The sequence below is a fragment of the Paenibacillus tyrphae genome, from assembly GCF_027925525.1.
Taxonomy (GTDB): domain Bacteria; phylum Bacillota; class Bacilli; order Paenibacillales; family NBRC-103111; genus Paenibacillus_G; species Paenibacillus_G tyrfis_B.
Window position 1 is genome coordinate 89,527 of the sequence record NZ_BSDJ01000026.1, and the last position, 16,744, is coordinate 106,270.

Below are 16,744 nucleotides of genomic sequence, written 5' to 3' on the forward strand. Positions count from 1 at the left end.
ATGGCCGAACAAGTGTTTCCTGTGATAGAATGTTTGTACGATAAAGGAGGGACGGAGAGGTTGAAGAAAGCCATACGAAAAATACCGGTTCGTGAATATGCCCTCTTGCTGAGCCGCTACTTGAAGTTCCAGCGCAAAAGTATGATTTTGCTGGCCGTCCTGCTCGTAAGCGGCATTGCCATGCAGCTGGTCAACCCGCAAATTATCCGTTATTTCATCGATACGGCGCAGTCCCAGTCAAGCACCAGGCCCTTGCTTATCGCAGGCGGTCTGTTCATTGCCGTCACCCTGATTCAACAGGTTGTTGCCGTAGCCGCAACGTACATAGGCGCGAATGTCGGGTGGCGGGCAACCAATCAGCTGCGCGGCGATGTGGCGGATCATTGCTTGAAGCTGGATATGACGTTTCATAAGTCGCAAACGTCCGGCGTGATCATTGAGCGGGTGGATGGGGATATCAACAATTTGTCCAACTTTTTCTCCAGCTTCGTCATTACACTGCTGAGCAATCTCGTGCTGGTGGCGGGGATGCTGGTGCTGCTCTTCCGGGAAGGATGGCTGATCGGCGTCGGCATGCTCTTTTTTGTCGTGTTCGCGATAGTCGCCATCCAATATATCCGGAAGTTTGCGGTGCCTCATTGGGGGAAGCTGAGACAGGTGAGCGCGAAGTTTTACGGCTTCTTAGGCGAGCATCTGGAAGGGACGGAGGATACGCGGGCCAACGGCGCGACCGGGTATGTGATGCGCCGGTATCATGAGCTGCTGCGCGAATGGCTGCCGGTCCGCGTGAGGGCGTTTCTCGGTTGGGCGTCGATGTGGATCACGACCTTGATCGTGTTTGCGATCGGCAATGCGGTTGCGTTTGTGTTGAGCTTTTATTTGTGGAAAAAGGGCTCGATTACGCTCGGTACCGTGTATATGATCTTTTACTACACCGAGCTGATGGCAAAACCAATCGAACAAATCCGCACCCAGATGGAGGATTTGCAAAAGGCGGACGCCAGCATCGTCCGAGTGAAGGAGCTGTTGGAGACACAGTCGTTGATTCAAGACGGACCGGGTACGCCGGTGCCGCAGGGAGCGCTGTCCGTGGCGTTCGAGGGTGTCCGCTTCGGCTACGAGGCGGATAGCCCGACACTGCAGGACGTGAGCTTCCGCTTGGAGCCGGGGCAGGTGCTGGGCTTGCTCGGGCGGACGGGCAGCGGTAAAACGACGCTGGCGCGCCTGCTGCTGCGTTTTTACGATCCCGGTGAAGGGCGGATTGTTCTCGGGGAGATGGATATTCGCGAGGCGAAGCTGCAGCAGCTGCGCAGCCGGGTCGGGATGGTGACCCAGTCGATCGAGCTGTTCCAAGGAACGGTTCGTGACAACCTGACGTTCTTTGACGAGACGATCTCCGACGAGCGGGTGGAGCAAGTGCTTCGGGAGCTGGGAATGGAGTCGTGGCTCCGTTCGCTGCCCGGCGGCTTGGATACGATGCTGGAGTCCGGGGGCGGAGGCTTGTCCGCAGGCGAGGCGCAGCTGCTGTCGTTCGCCCGGGTGTTCCTGTCCGATCCGGGACTCGTTATTCTCGATGAGGCGTCTTCCCGGCTTGACCCGGCAACCGAGCAGCGGATTGAGCGGGCGATGAACCGGCTGCTGCAAGGCCGGACCTGCATTATTATCGCCCACCGGCTGGCGACGATCCAGCGGGCGGACCGCATTCTTATTCTCGATAACGGCCGGATCGCCGAGGAAGGAGACCGCGCAAGGCTCGGGGCCGATCCGGATTCCCGTTACAGCCGGATGCTGAGGGTCGGAATGGAGGAAATGCTGGTATGACGACCTTTTCTTTTTTATGGCGGCTGACGCGTTACCGGTTGGGGCTTTATAGTTTGAACGCGCTCGCTTGGTCTTTGATTTATTTGGCCCCGATCGTTCCCGGGCTCGTGACGAAAGCGTTTTTCGACGAGCTGTCGGGTCATTCCGCCTACAGCTTCGGCATTGGGACGTTAGTCATCTTTCTGCTGCTGGCGGCATTGGCTCGAGTTGTATTGATCGTATTCGGCTTTATCACGGACGTCCAGTTCCGTTTCCGCGTTGCGGCGCTGCTGCGCCGGAATCTGCTGCGGCATGTGCTCAAGGAACCGGGAGCGCGGGCGATTCCGATCTCGCCGGGCGAGGCGATCAGCTCGTTCCGGGACGATGTCGAGCAGGTGGAGGAAACGGTTAGCTGGTCGGTGGACTCGTTCGGGATGACGCTGTTCGCTGCGGTATCGTGCTATATTCTTATTCGTATTAACTTAGAAATGACGCTGTGGGTGTTTTTACCGTTAGTCGTTGTTGTGACGATCGCTCAATTGTCGACGACGATGTTGCAAAAATACCGGGCGGCGAGCCGGGAAGCGACAAGCCAGGTTACTGGAGCGATCAGCGAAATGTTCTCCACAGTGCAGTCGATTCAGGTAGCGGGTGCGGAAGACCGGGTCATCGGCCGTTTCAAACGGTTGAACGATCAGCGCCGGGAAGCGATGCTGAAGGACCGACTGCTGAGCACGACGCTCGAATCGATTTTCTCCAACGCGGTTAATTTCGGCACCGGATTGATTTTGCTGTTGGCCGCGCAATCGATGCGGGACGGCAGCTTTACGGTTGGCGATTTCGCGCTGTTCGTTTATTACCTCACGTTCGTGACGCAGTTCATCCAAAACTTCGGGAAGTTTATGACTTACTTTAAGCAAAGCTCGGTTTCGAAGGACCGTCTGGTGACGCTGCTGCAAGGGGCGGACGAGGAAAGGCTGACGGAGTACCATCCGCTGCATTTGCGGGGGAGCCTCCCGGAAATGGACGAAGGGGCTGCGGTTGCCGGCAGCCGGACCTTGGAGACGCTGGAAGTACGCGGTTTGACGTACCGCTATCCCGAAACAGGCCGGGGGATTGAAGGGATCGACCTGACGCTGCCGCGCGGTTCGTTTACCGTCATTACCGGGCGGGTCGGCTCCGGCAAGACGACGCTGGCGCGCACGCTGCTCGGGCTGCTGCCCATGCAGGCGGGAGCTATTCGCTGGAACGGGGAGCCTGTGGCGAAGCCGGACGACTTTTTCATTCCGCCGCGCAGCGCCTACACGCCGCAAATCCCGCGGCTGTACAGCGATACGCTGGAGAACAATATTTTGCTCGGTATGCATGCCGAGCAGGAGCAGCTCCAACGGGCGATCCGCTCCGCCGTACTGGAGCAGGATCTCGGGTATTTGCCGAATGGCCTCGACACGGTCATCGGGCCGCGCGGTGTGAAGCTGTCCGGCGGGCAAGCCCAACGTACCGCAGCCGCCCGGATGTTCGTACGCGACGCGGAGCTGCTCGTCTTCGACGATCTGTCGAGTGCGCTCGACGTCGATACCGAAGGGAAGCTGTGGGAGCGGCTCGAAGAACTGCGTCAAGGCGCGACTTGCCTGGTCATCTCCCACCGCAAAGCGGCGCTGGCCCGGGCGGATCGCATCATCGTTCTGAAGGACGGACGCGTCGATGCCCAAGGCAAGCTGGAGGAGCTGTTGGAATCGAACGCGGAGTTGCAGCGGTTGTGGCACCGCGGCGAGTCGTAGAAGGGGCCCATTGGGGCTAGGTGCTTGTTTGGGAGGCCGCTGGGCTTGGCTCATTTCCCGGGCAAGCGCAGGAGTCGACATGCTTCTACAGTGTGGAGGGGCATGGAAAATGCCCGGAGGACCATTGCGGTGCCGGGCGGTTAAACTGCGGCGAAACCGATGTGTTTTTTAGAGCATCGGCTTCGCTTTTTTTTGCAGAGGATGGAAATAGAGCATCTCATTTCCGCTAATGGCCGGTTGGAAGAAGTGATTTAGGAAATAAAGGAATTCAGATGCGTTAAGTGCTCTGTTTGGAGGTGGGGCGAGAAATTTCGACAAGAGTAGAGCATCTGAGTTCCGCTAAGAGTTTGAGATGGCTCAATTTGCCTCCGATAAAGCATTTCGGGTGCGCTATTATATGTGAGCTATTACAGATGCATGATTTCAGGAGAGAATGAACTATCTTCTGATTTTTAAGAAAGCCGAGGACACGCCATCCGATTCGTAAAGGGATGCCGCATCTTCGGCTTTTCAACGCTTCTTCTCTTGCACGGGCACCTTTACGATTCGTGATTCGGCCAATACCCGGTTCTTGGAATCGACGACGCGTACCTGGACGTCAAGCGTTGCGGCATTGGCCGTCAGTGCCTTCGGCAGGCTGATGCTAAGCGAGGCTTCGCTCAGCCAAGTCGTCTGCTGTGGTTCGCCATTGATGAAGACGGTGCTGCCAAGGCCGTATCTTCCGCCATGTACGGTAAGCTGCGATCTTCCGAAAGCATCGCCCCCCACGGTTAAGAAAGCGGGGCTTACCCGTTCGATGAGCGGTTCGCCGTAGCCGAGAATAAACGGCTTCCCCCTCACATCGCCGCCAGTTCCGCCAGTATCGACAGCTGAGTTACTCGCGTCGCTGCTGCCCGCCGCGCTTGCGTTCCCGCTGCTTGCGGCCGCCTGCTTCTCCAACTCCAGGATGGCCTTCTGCCGATCCTCGTACTGCTGCACCAGATTCACGTCGATGTTCATTGCTTCATAATACGTTTTCGGCGGCAGCACCGGCATTTTTCGGTACAGGTCGGACAAAAAGTCCATGTAAGGGCTGCCCGGCCGCTTCGCCAGATTCAAAATGTATGGCCCGAGAAACGATGGGCTCATATGGAGCTCCTCTTTCGCTTCCTTGGGCAAATAGTTGCTCCAAATGACGACGGGAGTGTTATGCATTTTTTCTAAAAAGTCGGGGTCGTCCTCACCGCTGATGTAATTCGAATCCTTATAAACGAGCAGCTTTTCCAAGGAAGGAAGATGGTCGCCGAAAAATACAATGATCGTCGGCTCCTTCAACCTGCTGAAATGCAGAACCAGCTCCTGCAGCGCCCGGTCGGCGCCTGACAAGCCTTGCGCATACGTCTCGGCTATACCTGTGACCGCGTTGGACATATTGCTTTTCACTTCGATATGGTTCTTTTTAAACTTGCCGGGCCAGTAATGATAATGGTTTTCCATTGTATTGGCAAAAATGAAGTCTGGGCCAGAACTGCGTTCGGACTCCTCGATGATGCGCCGTACGACGGCGTGATCTCCGATGTAAGGGCCGACATACTCGTCCGGATTGAAGTACTCCAGACTGATGAAACGCGAAAATCCGAGATGCTTGTATACCTCCGAGCTGTTGAAGAACCAATGGTAAAACGGACTGATCGCCGTCGTCTTGTAGCCTTGTCCCGCTAACAAGCTGGCCAGCGAAGCGGTCGGCTGCTTGATGTACTGCTCGTACGGAGTGGAATCCTCCGGGAAGAAGCGCATCGAATGCCCGGTCAGCACTTCCAGCTCGACGTTGGCCGTACCGCCGCCGAACATCGGGGAAAGCAGCGTGCCGTGGGTGAATTTCTCTTGCAGCGCATGGAACATCGGCGCCGGGTCCTCGCTGAATTGCAGGCTTTTGATTTGAGTGATGTCCCAAAATGCTTCGCTGAGCAGGATGATGATGTTCGGGGGCTTTTGCAGCTCTTCGGGCGACCATTCCGTTTGAATTTCAATCTCGGGTGGCGGCAGTGGGACGGGAGGTCGGATGTAAACCGAAGCTTGCAACATAATAAGAAGAAATAAGCCGCAGGTCAAAGCCGTAAGGCGAAAAAACAAAGGCATAGGCAGATCTCCCGTTTGAATGCGTTTTCGTTAAAGTAGTGCTATTATACCACGGACCTTCGTCTTGTAGATAGAGCGGTGCACTTCGTAAGCATCCTTCGGTGAAGCGGGCTTTTTTATGTCCGTTTTTCCCTGACAGAGTCGTATTACCGAAATATAACTGATGCGTCAGCGAAGCCTATTTTCCTTCATGGCCGAAATAAGCTATGATGATAGGAGGTCAACTTATTTTTATCGACCGCACAACGACGCATGACCGCTGTGCAGCACTCGGAGGGAATGAAACTGGATACTTTCGCTTGTCTTTATGTGATTCGCGGAGAGCCTTTCCGCTCAGGTACGTGCCTGAATCTGACCGCCGCCGAAACGGTAGTCGGGAGGGCGTCGAACTCGTATTCTCCGGACTTCGCTTTTTCGAACGCGTTTATTTCCCGTAAACATATAGTGATCCGCAAAGAAGAGGAGCGTGCGGTCCTGTACGATCTGGGCAGCACGCACGGTACGGAAATCAATGGTGTGATCGTCGAACCGAATCAACCGTATCCGTTGAAATCGTTTGATATCATCAAGCTGGCCAAGGGGATGACGGTACTGCATTTTTCGTATCTTTTCGCCGACCAGACGCTGGAGTTCGAGCCGCTCAGCATTACGCAGCGGTGGGACGAACCGAACGGACCGCTGACGATCCATTGGGAGAAACGGGAATGTGTGGTTGACGGTAAGCGGATTGCGATGTCCGAGAAAGAATTTTTGCTTATTCAACTGCTGTACGATCATGCCAATCGGCTCGTGCCGATTGCCGAAATCAAGCAGGCTGTATGGCCGGAGCGCTCGGTCGGCGAGGACGGGGTTCCGGATGTGACGATGGACGAATTGAATGCGCTGGTGTACCGGATTCGCAAAAAATACGGCAAAGACACCTTCCTCATCAGTGCGGTTCGCGGCAGCGGATACGTGCTGGAGCTTCATAACAAATAATGACATCATCGGAAAGTGGGTAAGGGTCAATGAGATGGATTGAAGTGGAATCTGCCGGTCCCCTGAACGGCAGCGTACATATTCCCGGTTCCAAAAACAGCTCGCTCGCCTTGTTGGCCGCCGCCTCGCTGGCGGACGGTCTTGTGACGCTGGAGGGTATTCCGAATATCGACGATGTGAAATTGATCGCCCAGATCGGCAAAGATATCGGTTTGACGATCACCCGTCGCCCATCCGGCGAACTTGTGCTGGACCCGCGTTACATCCACAGCGCGATCATCGATCCGGGCAAGGCGTCCGCCTACCGGGCGTCCTACTATTTTGCCGGAGCCTTGCTTGCCAAATTCGGGAGGGTGACGGTCGGCTTTCCGGGGGGAGACAACTTTGTCTCCCGACCGATCGACCAGCATATGAAGGCGTTCCAAGCGCTGGGCGCGACGGTGGAGTTCCGCGAGGATCACTATATTGTTGAGGCCAAAACGCTGCGCGGGGCAGACATCTACTTCGATACCGTGACGTCGGGCGCTACGATCAACGCCATTCTGGCGGCAGTCCGCGCTCAGGGCCGGACGAATTTGTATCATGCCGCTGTCGATCCGGAGGTCGTCGATACGGCAGCGTTCCTGAACGGTCTGGGCGCGCGCATTTATGGTGCAGGGACGGACCGCATACGGATCGAGGGAGTGCCATACTTAGACGGGGGAAGGCATGCCGTGATTCCCGACCGGCTCATCGCCGGGGCATTTTTGATGAGTGCAGGTATCACCGGCGGTACCGTGACCGTGAAGGATGTCATTCCCGAGCACCTTGGGGCATGTATCGCCAAGTTGAGCGAGGTGGGGCTGGAGATGGAATGGGACGAAAACCGCATTACCGCCCGCGGTACAGGCCAGATCCGCGCGACCCGGGTCCGCGCAACGATGTATCCGGGCTTCGCGACGGACCTGCAGCAGCCGATGACGGCTTTGCTGACGCAGGCCAAAGGCAAGAGCATCGTCACGGAACGGGTGTATCCGAACCGGTTCAATCACGTGCCGCAGCTTCGCCGTATGGGCGCGGAGATCGAGGTACGCGGAGAAAGTGCTTTTATTCAGGGCGGCCGGCCGCTTGTCGGCGATTGGGTGCATGCGACCGATGTACGCGCGGGCACGTGTCTGGTGCTGGCCGGACTCGCAGCGGAAGGCTGCACTCGCATAACGGGCGTGGAGCATCTGGAGCGCGGCTACGAGGACGTCATCGGCAGCTTCCGCGCGCTGGGCGCCAAGCTGTCGCTGCATGAGCGGGAGACGGAGCAGGATGGCCGGGCTGCCGGGATGGCGTGACAGGATCATAGAAACGGATGGACAAGCCTTATTTTTGCCTCAATGTAACCTTTCTTGTAACCTCTCTTCGGAGAGGTTTTTTTGCTGTTTGCGGACTTGTCGATAACCGGATGGCGCCAGAGGCCACAAGGAGCCCCCGAGCGAAGCCTGCTCTCACTTATGACCGGATCTAGCGCGAGCAAAATAGACAAAATAGACGCGGAAAAGTTCCTCTAAACTATCTTTTTGACCTCCTTCTGCAACTACAGAGGAACTCAGATGCGCTAAATGCCTGATTTTAGCCTTGCTATAAATATTTCGACACGAATAAAGGAACGTATGTTCTTTATCCTGGAAAACAGGCCATCTAAGACAAACATAGCGCACGACAGTTCCTTTGTCCTGTGAAATCGTTCCGTTCGGGGGGCTCAACGAAGTAAACTCTTTCATTTGTATATTAGCTAATTATCATTGGTAACCAGAGCTATCGCGAATCCGTCGTACCCTTTGCAGCCCACCGTTTGGATGGCTGTGGCGCTTACGCGCGGCTCGGAGGCAATAAGTTCGAAGAATCGGCGCACACCCTGAACGCTAGGATCGGTACTGTTGCCGTCGGGTACCGCTCCGTCGCGTACGACATTATCGCCTATGATCATTCGTTTTGGTTCCTATCGGAAACAAACATGTTAAATGGCTCCTTTCGGTTGTAGGATTAAAAATATTTCAAATATATAAAAATATATGATCAAGTTCATTAGCTTAATCGCCAATTCAGTCTACAATGTAGTGTAGTTCTTATATGATTTCCAATTTTTCAAATAAACGTTCTAATTAAGCATACATAAGAACATGTAGTGTAGAGTTTCTTAGAATTTCCGAAATCAACAATGCATGCTGCCACTAATTTTGCGGCAGCATGCATTGTTGTTAAACTATCGTTTTCCATTAGAACAGCCTGCAGGATCTTCAGACGAATTCCTTTTTAGAGAGGTTCAATTTTTATCCCTGCACAATAAGAATAAGCAACCTTACGGGAATGGCGGGTACCCGAACTCAATACCAAGTTATTTTTCAAAATTTGCGCTTCCGAATCCATGAGACCGATGAATTCCCGGATCGGTTGTCGTCTATATAAACGAAGGCATAAATGAACACAAACTAATTTGACGAAGAGGTGTTTTGAAAATGGCATTAACGTCCGCATTCACGAGCTTCAACCTGCCTGTAAAAAACGTAGAACAATCGAAAGCGTTCTTCACCGGACTCGGATTCGAGCTCAACCCGCAATTCCCCGAGAACGAGAATTCGGTAGCCATCGTGATCGGCGACAACCTGCAGGTCATGCTGATCAATCAAGCATTCTTTAATACGCTCACGGAGAAGGAATCCGTCGATACGAGCAAGTATGCGCAGATGACGATCGCATTGGCCTTCGAGAGCCGGGAAAAGGTCGATGAAATCGTGAATACCGCGGTCTCCTTGGGCGGGAAATTGCACGCTGAACCTGAAGATCATGGGTTCATGTATCATTGGGGCTTCGTGGACTTGGACGGCCATCTATGGGCCATTAACTACATGAACATGGATGCGGCACAAGGTTAAGGCTAACGGAGAGCACGCTCGTACTAGGGTTCAAAATGAAAGACGCCGGGCATCTTCCCCGGCGTCTTCTTCGCGATGATTAGTTTTGTTCGGTATAGGCTTTGAAATTGTCCATGATCGCTTGCCAGCCTGCTTGCTGGAACTCGACGGGATTGGAGCTTTCCGCGTCGAACGTTTCAATGACCTTCGTCTCATTCCCTTGATCGACGAAAGCAATATCCACTCTTCTTCCGTCTTCCATGGTGTAGCCAATCGCCTCATGCCGATTCACGACATCGTAGACGCCGCCAAAATCAAAGCCCATGCTGCCATCCTTCGCTTCCATCCGTGTCAGAAACTTGCCGCCGACCCGCAGATCGTTTTCGGCTCTCGGCGCATGCCAGTCCTCGGACGCTTGATTCCACTTCGTGATGTGATCCGGCTCGGTCCAATAGCGCCATACCTTCTCGAAAGGGGCTTGAATGACGGCTTGCACGGTTACTTTCGTCGGTTGACTCGGTTCCATTTTAAATAGACACCTCTCTCATGATATTCATTGTTTGTTTATTCTCAATGATATAGACGTAAACCAATGACGAAATTCATTGGTCAATTCGCTCAGGCAGCCCAAATCGCGAAAATAATGGCGTATGAATGAAGTTTTGAACGTGCAGGATTTGATTTTCTTTGGTTTCGATGACGTGGATGCCCCAGGGTACCAGGCCAGAGCCCTTTTTGCCCGGCATATACTGGGCCAACGCCGGATAACCGCCATTCACCGTAATGGGCACAAATCGCGAACCTTCGCAATGCCAGCGAGTAAGCGAATAGAAGGCGGACAAATCTTCCTTGCCGCGGATCCACATCTCGAAGGGCGGCATCGACATGCAGCCTTCCTCGTGGAACAACGCGACGAGCGCAGCAATATCGAATTGCTCGAAGGCCTCCACATACCGGGACAGCAGCTGCTGCTCCGGTTGAACGTCCATGCTGCTGAGCTCATCCGAGCGAAGCTGCGCCCGGTCCATCGTCTCTCGGGCTCTTTGCAAGGCGCTGTTCACCGCTGCGGGCGACATCGCCAACGTTTCCGCGATCTGCTTGGAGGACCATTCAAATACATCCTTCAAAATGAGTACCGCGCGCTGCCGCGGAGGCAAGGTCTGCAGGAGAGCGATGAAGCACAGTTGAAGGGTATCTCTTCGGATGAGCCGATCCTCCGGATTGCCTCCAAAGTCGGGAGACGGCCAGATCCAAGCAGAGTCCGGCAGCGTGTCGCGCGGCTCAACGATGGCGACGGCCGGGTCGAACAGGTCAACGGGAAGCGCGCGGCGTTTGGATTGTCTCAGCTTGTCCAAGCACAGGTTGGAGGCAATCCGATAGACCCAAGTTTTGAACGAGGAATCCTGTCTGAACGTGCTCCAGTTCTGCCAGACCCGAATACTTGTCTCCTGAACGGCATCGTCCGCATCGTCCATGGAGCCTAGCATTCGGTAACAGAACGAGGTTAAGCCCGGCTTCAAGCTTGCAAATAATGGTTCGTCAAATGCGGTCTCGTTCATCGCGGCCTCCCTTAACGATCTCCCCGAAGGGCGGTACCTTCATCCAGGTATATTAATTAACCGGCTCCATGCCTATGATGGTGGCTTCCCTAGAGGTCACTGCACAAAATATAGTTCAACACCTATACTATGATTTCCTCCTGCACTACATACATAGGAAATTGAACCAGTTTTTCGCAAACTTTATTCAGAAGTCCTTTGAGGCTACACCTTGTTAAATTTCCATTATTCAATCTAAGCTCCTACGAGAGTAGCATGTAGTTTTTAGTTTGAGCTATGAAGCACTAAGAAAACTTTATTTGTTTTGGACAACGTTATTTTTCTCACGGGTCCGGAGACCGGATAGCTGTGAATAAATAGTGTGTATTAAATATAAATAATACACACTATTTACAATACAATAAAGCTATGATATGTTTTATACATCATTAAACATCCACAACGTTCCATATGTTACTCGCGGTCTGCGTACCGTAGGTTCTAAAATGACGGGAGGATTATCAATCATGCAAAGTGTAGTGCCGTTTCATTCGGGGCATGCTGGCTTGAAGCAGCTCCTTGGCGGAAAAGGGGCCAATCTTGCAGAGATGACGAACGCCGGTTTGCCGGTGCCGCCGGGCTTTACCATTACGACGGACGTGTGCCGCTCCTACTATGAAGCGGGTATGCAGCTTCCGGCGGGGCTGATGGAGCAGGTCCACCAAGCGATGCGGGAGCTGGAGCAATCGAAGGGCCAAGGCTTCGGCGATCCGGCCAAGCCGCTGCTCGTGTCGGTCCGGTCGGGTTCGGTGACTTCGATGCCTGGTATGATGGATACGATTCTCAACCTGGGTCTGAACGACGAAACGGTGCAAGGGCTTGCGGCATTGACCGGCAATCCGAGATTTGCGTTCGATTGTTACCGCCGTTTGATCCAAATGTTCGGTAACGTCGTGTTCGACATCGAAACGTATCAATTCGAGCGGCTGCTGCACCACCTCAAGCAGCGATTAAATGTAAGCCAGGACAGCGAAGTGAGCGCCGAAGGCTGGACGGAGCTGATCGGAGAGTACAAGACGGTGATCCGTAAGGAAGCAAGACGCGAGTTTCCGCAGCAGGTGGAGGAGCAGCTTGTGCTGGCCGTTGAAGCGGTATTCCGTTCGTGGAACAACGCGCGGGCGAAAGTTTACCGAAAGGTGCACCAGATTCCCGATGAACAAGGGACGGCCGTCAACATTCAGACGATGGTGTTCGGCAATATGGGCAGCGATTGCGGGACAGGCGTCGTGTTTACGCGAAATCCGTCTACCGGGGGGCCCGTGCTGTACGGCGAATACTTGATGAACGCGCAAGGGGAAGACGTCGTGGCCGGCGTACGGACGCCCGTTCCGATTGCGAAGCTCGGCGAGGAGATGCCGCTCGTCTTTGACCAGCTCGTGCAGACGGCGGAGAAGCTGGAGCGGCATTACACGGACATGCAGGATATCGAGTTTACGGTCGAGCAGGGCAAGCTTTATCTGCTGCAAACGCGAAACGGCAAGCGGACGGCCCAGGCCGCGGTCAAAATCGCCGTCGATCTGGTGCGCGAGGGCGTGATCGATACCGGCGAAGCGGTCAATCGCATCGAGCCGTTCCATCTGGATCAGCTGCTGCACCGCGCGATCGACACCGACAAGCCGCTGCATGTGCTGGCGGCCGGTCTTCCGGCATCACCGGGAGCCGCTTCCGGCGTCGCGGTGTTCGACGCGGACACGGCCGAGGCATGGGCCCGCGCGGGGCGCAAAGTCATCCTCGTGCGCTCGGAGACGACGCCGGAGGATATTCACGGCGTGCTGGCGGCCGAAGGCGTGCTGACCAGCCGGGGCGGCATGACCAGCCATGCGGCGGTCGTTGCCCGCGGGATGGGCAAGCCGTGCGTCTGCGGCTGCGAAGCGCTGCGCTTGACGGAACGCGTCTTTGCCGTGACGACTGCTGACGGAGAAGCCGTCACGGTACGGGAAGGCGACGCGTTGTCCATCGACGGCGCGACCGGACGGGTGATCCTCGGCGAAGTCAGCCTGCGCGAGCCCGAGCTGACCGTCGAGCTGCAGCAGCTTCTCGCCTGGGCGGACGAGATTCGTACGCTGGAGGTGTACACGAACGCCGATACGCCGGAGGATGCGGCCAAGGCGCGCAGCTTCGGCGCCGAAGGCATCGGGCTGTGCCGGACGGAGCATATGTTCATGAGCGCCGAGCGGGTGCCGGTCGTGCAAGCGATGATTTTGGCGGAGACGGCGGAGGAGCGCGCGGAGGCGCTGGCGAAGCTGCTGCCGATGCAGCAGGAGGACTTCGAGGGCATTTTCCGGGCGATGGACGGGCTGCCGGTAACGATTCGCCTGCTGGACCCGCCGCTGCACGAATTTTTGCCGAATATGGAGCAGTTGGTCATCGAGCGCGAGCGCCTGAACGCTCGGCCGGACACGGAACGCAAGGAGAGCCTGGAGAAGCTGCTGCGCAAAGTCAGAGCGCTGCATGAGATGAACCCGATGCTCGGTACCCGGGGCTGCCGTCTCGGACTTGTGCTGCCGGACATTTACGAGATGCAGATTGAGGCCGTCTTCCGCGCCGTGCTCAGTTGCCTGCGCGAGCAGCTCGACGTCCGGCCGGATATTATGATTCCGCTGGTTGGCCATGCCAATGAGCTGAAGCTGATGCGCGAGCTCGTGACCCGCAAGGCGGACGAGGTGCTTGGCGAGTTCGCCCGCACGTTCCGCTACCGCGTCGGCACGATGATCGAAGTGCCGCGGGCTGCCGTAACGGCAGGAGACATTGCGCAGCACGCCGATTTCTTCTCATTCGGCACGAACGATCTGACGCAGATGACGTTCGGTTACAGCCGGGACGACGCCGAAGGCAAGTTTTTGACGCATTACGTCGAGACGAAGCTGCTTCCCGACAATCCGTTTCAAGTGCTGGACCGGGACGGCGTCGGAACGTTGATCGAATGGGCGGTCGAGCGCGGACGTGCCGTGAAGCCGCAGCTCAAGACCGGCATTTGCGGCGAGCACGGAGGCGACAAGCAGTCGATCTTCTTCTGCCACGGAGTAGGGCTGGATTATGTCAGCTGCTCGCCATACCGGGTGCCGCTCGCCAGAATCGCCGCTGCGCAAGCGCAGCTGGCGTTGGGAAGTGCAACGGCGCCGGAGACGGCTGCGGAAGAACCCGTCACGTCCGGCCGGAGCGCTTAAGCAGCGCGATATTACACGCCGCCTGCATAGGCAAGGGTGCAGGCGGCGCTCTTGTGTCTTGTTCCGGAATACCCTCAGGCATGGAAAACGAAGGAAACGGGTATACTGGGATGCACACAGCTTTAGGTATAAGACTAGCAATCTATCATTTTAAAAACGGAGTGGAATGATAATGGAAAAAACATTTTTGATGATCAAGCCGGACGGCGTACAACGGGGATTGATCGGCAAGCTGGTTCAGCGTTTTGAGGATAAGGGCTTTCAACTGATCGGCTCCAAATTAATGGTGATCACGAAGGACCAAGCGGAAACCCACTATGCCGAGCATAAGGAAAAACCGTTCTTCGGCGAGCTGGTTCAGTTTATTACCTCCGGTCCGGTCTTTGCAATGGTATGGCAGGGCGATAACGTCATTGCGCTGTCCCGCGCCATGATGGGCAAGACGAATCCGTTGGATGCGGCGCCGGGAACGATCCGCGGCGATTATGCGGTTCATACCGGCAACAATATCATTCACGGCTCAGATTCTCCGGAAAGCGCGGAACGGGAAATTGCCAACTTTTTCAAGCCGGAAGAGCTTCTTGCTTACGACCGGTCGCTGCAAAGCTGGATCTAGCCATCCGGCAACTGGTTTCCTCAAAATGTAAAAATTGATGCAATCTTTTATCCGAAAACCTTCATTAGGGGTTTGAACTTTCCGTGAAAATTTGGTACGTTGAGAAGGTGAGTTCAAGATGCTGTCCCCAAAGGAGAGAAAGAAGATGCGAGATCCACGTTTGCAGCAGTTTGCGAGAAACCTGGTACGGTATTCCGTCGACCTTCAGCCGGGTGAGAATATCCTGATTGAAATGATCGGCCTTCGCGATCAGGAATTGACCAAGTGTTTAATAGAAGAGGTGTACGCGGCAGGCGGGCATCCGTTCATCGAGTTCCGCTATCCCGAAGTTACGCGCAAGCTGATGCTTGGCGGTAACCAAGAGCTGTACGAGCGAATGGCGGCTATCGAGCTGAATCGGATGAAGCAGATGCAAGCGTACATTGCCGTTCGCAGCGGCGACAACATCACCGAAACGTCCGATGTGCCTGAGGACAAGCTGCGCTTGTTCATGAAGGTGTACCAGCGTCCGGTCGTCGATCAGCGGGTCAATCATACCAAATGGTGCGTAATGCGTTACCCGAACCCGTCGATGGCGCAGCAGGCGAATACGAGCACTGAGGCGTTCGAAGATTTTTATTTCCAAGTGTGTAACCTCGATTACAGCAAAATGTCCGGGGCCATGGACTCGCTTGTCGAACTGATGAACAAGACGGACAAAGTGCGGCTTGTCGGACCGGGTACTGATCTCAGCTTTTCGATCAAGGACATTCCGGCGATCAAATGTGCAGGCCAGAACAATATTCCGGATGGCGAAGTATTCACTGCTCCGGTGAAGGATTCGGTCAACGGCGTCATCTCTTATAACACTCCGACGATTTATATGGGAACTTCGTTCGAGAACGTCACGCTCCGCTTCGACAACGGTAAGATCGTCGAGGCGACGGCGAACAATACTGCCAAGCTGAACGAAATTTTGGATACCGACGACGGGGCCCGCTTTGTCGGCGAGTTTGCGATCGGCGTCAATCCGTACATACAGCAGCCGATGAAAGACATTTTGTTCGACGAGAAAATCGACGGCAGCATCCACTTTACGCCGGGTAACGCTTACACGGATGCAGATAACAGCAACCGGTCCTCGGTTCACTGGGATATGGTGCTGATCCAGCGTCCGGAATACGGCGGCGGCGAAATTTATTTTGACGATCGTCTGATTCGCAAGGACGGCCGCTTTGTCGTGCCGGAACTGGAGAAGCTGAATCCCGAGCATCTGAAATAGGCATACAGCTGACCGATTCGCATTAGACAAACGCCCATGCGGCCCAAGCTCTCTTCCCATATGATGGAGTACGAATCATCATGGAGAAGAGGTTGGTGCATATGGACATTCCTGTTACGGGATTCGTGGTTCATTCCGGCGGTGAAGATGATCCTCATCATGCCCACAGGCTTTATATTACGTCGTGGGATGGCCGGCCGGTTCACGTCCATCCTTTCTCAGGAACGACTTCGTACGATGCCGGGCATCGGCATCATTATGCCGGCATGACCGAACCGGCACCCAGCGGGGTTCAGCATGTTCACGGCTATTTCGCCGTCACTTCGTTTGACGACGGCCATAGCCATACCATTCGCGGGACGACCGGAGTCCATCCCACTGCCCTGTGGAGGACACTACCATTATTTCGAAGGGTATACGACTGTGAACGGCAGTATGCCCCACACGCATAGGTACGGTGGCAATACCGGCAACGAGGTGTAACGCCCGTACCCCAAAAACGCATGTTCCGGCTCAGCTCGGGACAGGCGTTTTTTTGGTGCA

11 protein-coding genes and 2 pseudogenes are annotated in these 16,744 nt (G+C 55.1%); 9 read left to right on the forward strand and 4 right to left on the reverse strand.

Translation table 11 applies throughout. The features are described from left to right. Positions 1-60 precede the first annotated feature (60 nt). On the forward strand, positions 61-1,821 hold the full coding sequence (locus tag QMG93_RS25555; protein ID WP_281941530.1) for an ABC transporter ATP-binding protein: 1,761 nt from the start codon (positions 61-63) through the stop codon (positions 1,819-1,821). Then, entirely contained in the window at positions 1,818-3,581 is a 1,764-nt protein-coding gene (locus tag QMG93_RS25560; protein WP_281941532.1) for an ABC transporter ATP-binding protein, read from the forward strand. Before QMG93_RS25555 ends, QMG93_RS25560 begins: the two co-directional genes overlap by 4 nt. Before the next feature lie 510 nt (positions 3,582-4,091). Here the strand turns inward: QMG93_RS25560 and QMG93_RS25565 are convergent. Then, on the reverse strand, positions 4,092-5,699 hold the full coding sequence (locus tag QMG93_RS25565) for an LTA synthase family protein (RefSeq protein WP_281941534.1): 1,608 nt from the start codon (positions 5,697-5,699) through the stop codon (positions 4,092-4,094). 279 nt (positions 5,700-5,978) lie between these two features. Between QMG93_RS25565 and QMG93_RS25570 the strand changes: the two genes are divergently transcribed. Together QMG93_RS25570 and murA are read left to right on the forward strand one after the other, a co-directional pair. Beyond that, complete coding sequence (locus tag QMG93_RS25570; RefSeq protein ID WP_253957647.1) at positions 5,979-6,677, forward strand: FHA domain-containing protein; 699 nt, start codon at positions 5,979-5,981, stop codon at positions 6,675-6,677. A 29-nt stretch (positions 6,678-6,706) separates the two neighbouring features. Continuing rightward, entirely contained in the window at positions 6,707-7,999 is a 1,293-nt protein-coding gene (gene murA, locus QMG93_RS25575; RefSeq protein ID WP_281941536.1) for a UDP-N-acetylglucosamine 1-carboxyvinyltransferase, read from the forward strand. A gap of 440 nt (positions 8,000-8,439) precedes the next feature. Here murA and QMG93_RS25580 read toward each other — a convergent pair. Further along, positions 8,440-8,643 (reverse strand): annotated as a pseudogene (locus QMG93_RS25580) (O-methyltransferase); the annotation flags it as partial. 520 nt (positions 8,644-9,163) lie between these two features. Here QMG93_RS25580 and QMG93_RS25585 point away from each other — a divergent pair. Then, positions 9,164-9,580 carry a VOC family protein gene (locus QMG93_RS25585; RefSeq protein ID WP_007729208.1) on the forward strand — a complete coding sequence of 139 codons (417 nt, stop codon included), beginning with the start codon at positions 9,164-9,166 and terminating at the stop codon, positions 9,578-9,580. Between the two features lie 79 nt (positions 9,581-9,659). On the opposite strand, the gene QMG93_RS25590 is transcribed toward QMG93_RS25585, so the two are convergent. Beyond that, a complete protein-coding gene (locus QMG93_RS25590) occupies positions 9,660-10,085 on the reverse strand; it encodes an SRPBCC family protein (protein WP_281941545.1) in 426 nt (141 codons plus the stop codon). Between the two features lie 76 nt (positions 10,086-10,161). Continuing rightward, a complete protein-coding gene (locus QMG93_RS25595; protein ID WP_281941547.1) occupies positions 10,162-11,118 on the reverse strand; it encodes a sigma-70 family RNA polymerase sigma factor in 957 nt (318 codons plus the stop codon). 506 nt (positions 11,119-11,624) lie between these two features. Between QMG93_RS25595 and ppdK the strand changes: the two genes are divergently transcribed. The 4 genes and pseudogenes from ppdK to QMG93_RS25615 all read left to right on the forward strand — a co-directional run bounded on the left by ppdK (position 11,625) and on the right by QMG93_RS25615 (position 16,684). Further along, positions 11,625-14,324, forward strand: coding sequence for a pyruvate, phosphate dikinase (ppdK, locus tag QMG93_RS25600; protein ID WP_281941549.1), 2,700 nt, complete (start codon positions 11,625-11,627; stop codon positions 14,322-14,324). 172 nt (positions 14,325-14,496) lie between these two features. After that, positions 14,497-14,940 carry a nucleoside-diphosphate kinase gene (gene ndk / locus QMG93_RS25605; protein ID WP_281941551.1) on the forward strand — a complete coding sequence of 148 codons (444 nt, stop codon included), beginning with the start codon at positions 14,497-14,499 and terminating at the stop codon, positions 14,938-14,940. A 145-nt stretch (positions 14,941-15,085) separates the two neighbouring features. Then, positions 15,086-16,201 (forward strand): aminopeptidase, encoded by a 1,116-nt coding sequence (locus QMG93_RS25610; RefSeq protein WP_281941554.1) that lies wholly within the window; start codon positions 15,086-15,088, stop codon positions 16,199-16,201. Positions 16,202-16,302: 101 nt separating this feature from the next. Beyond that, positions 16,303-16,684: pseudogene (locus tag QMG93_RS25615) on the forward strand (YmaF family protein). Positions 16,685-16,744: the final 60 nt, after the last annotated feature.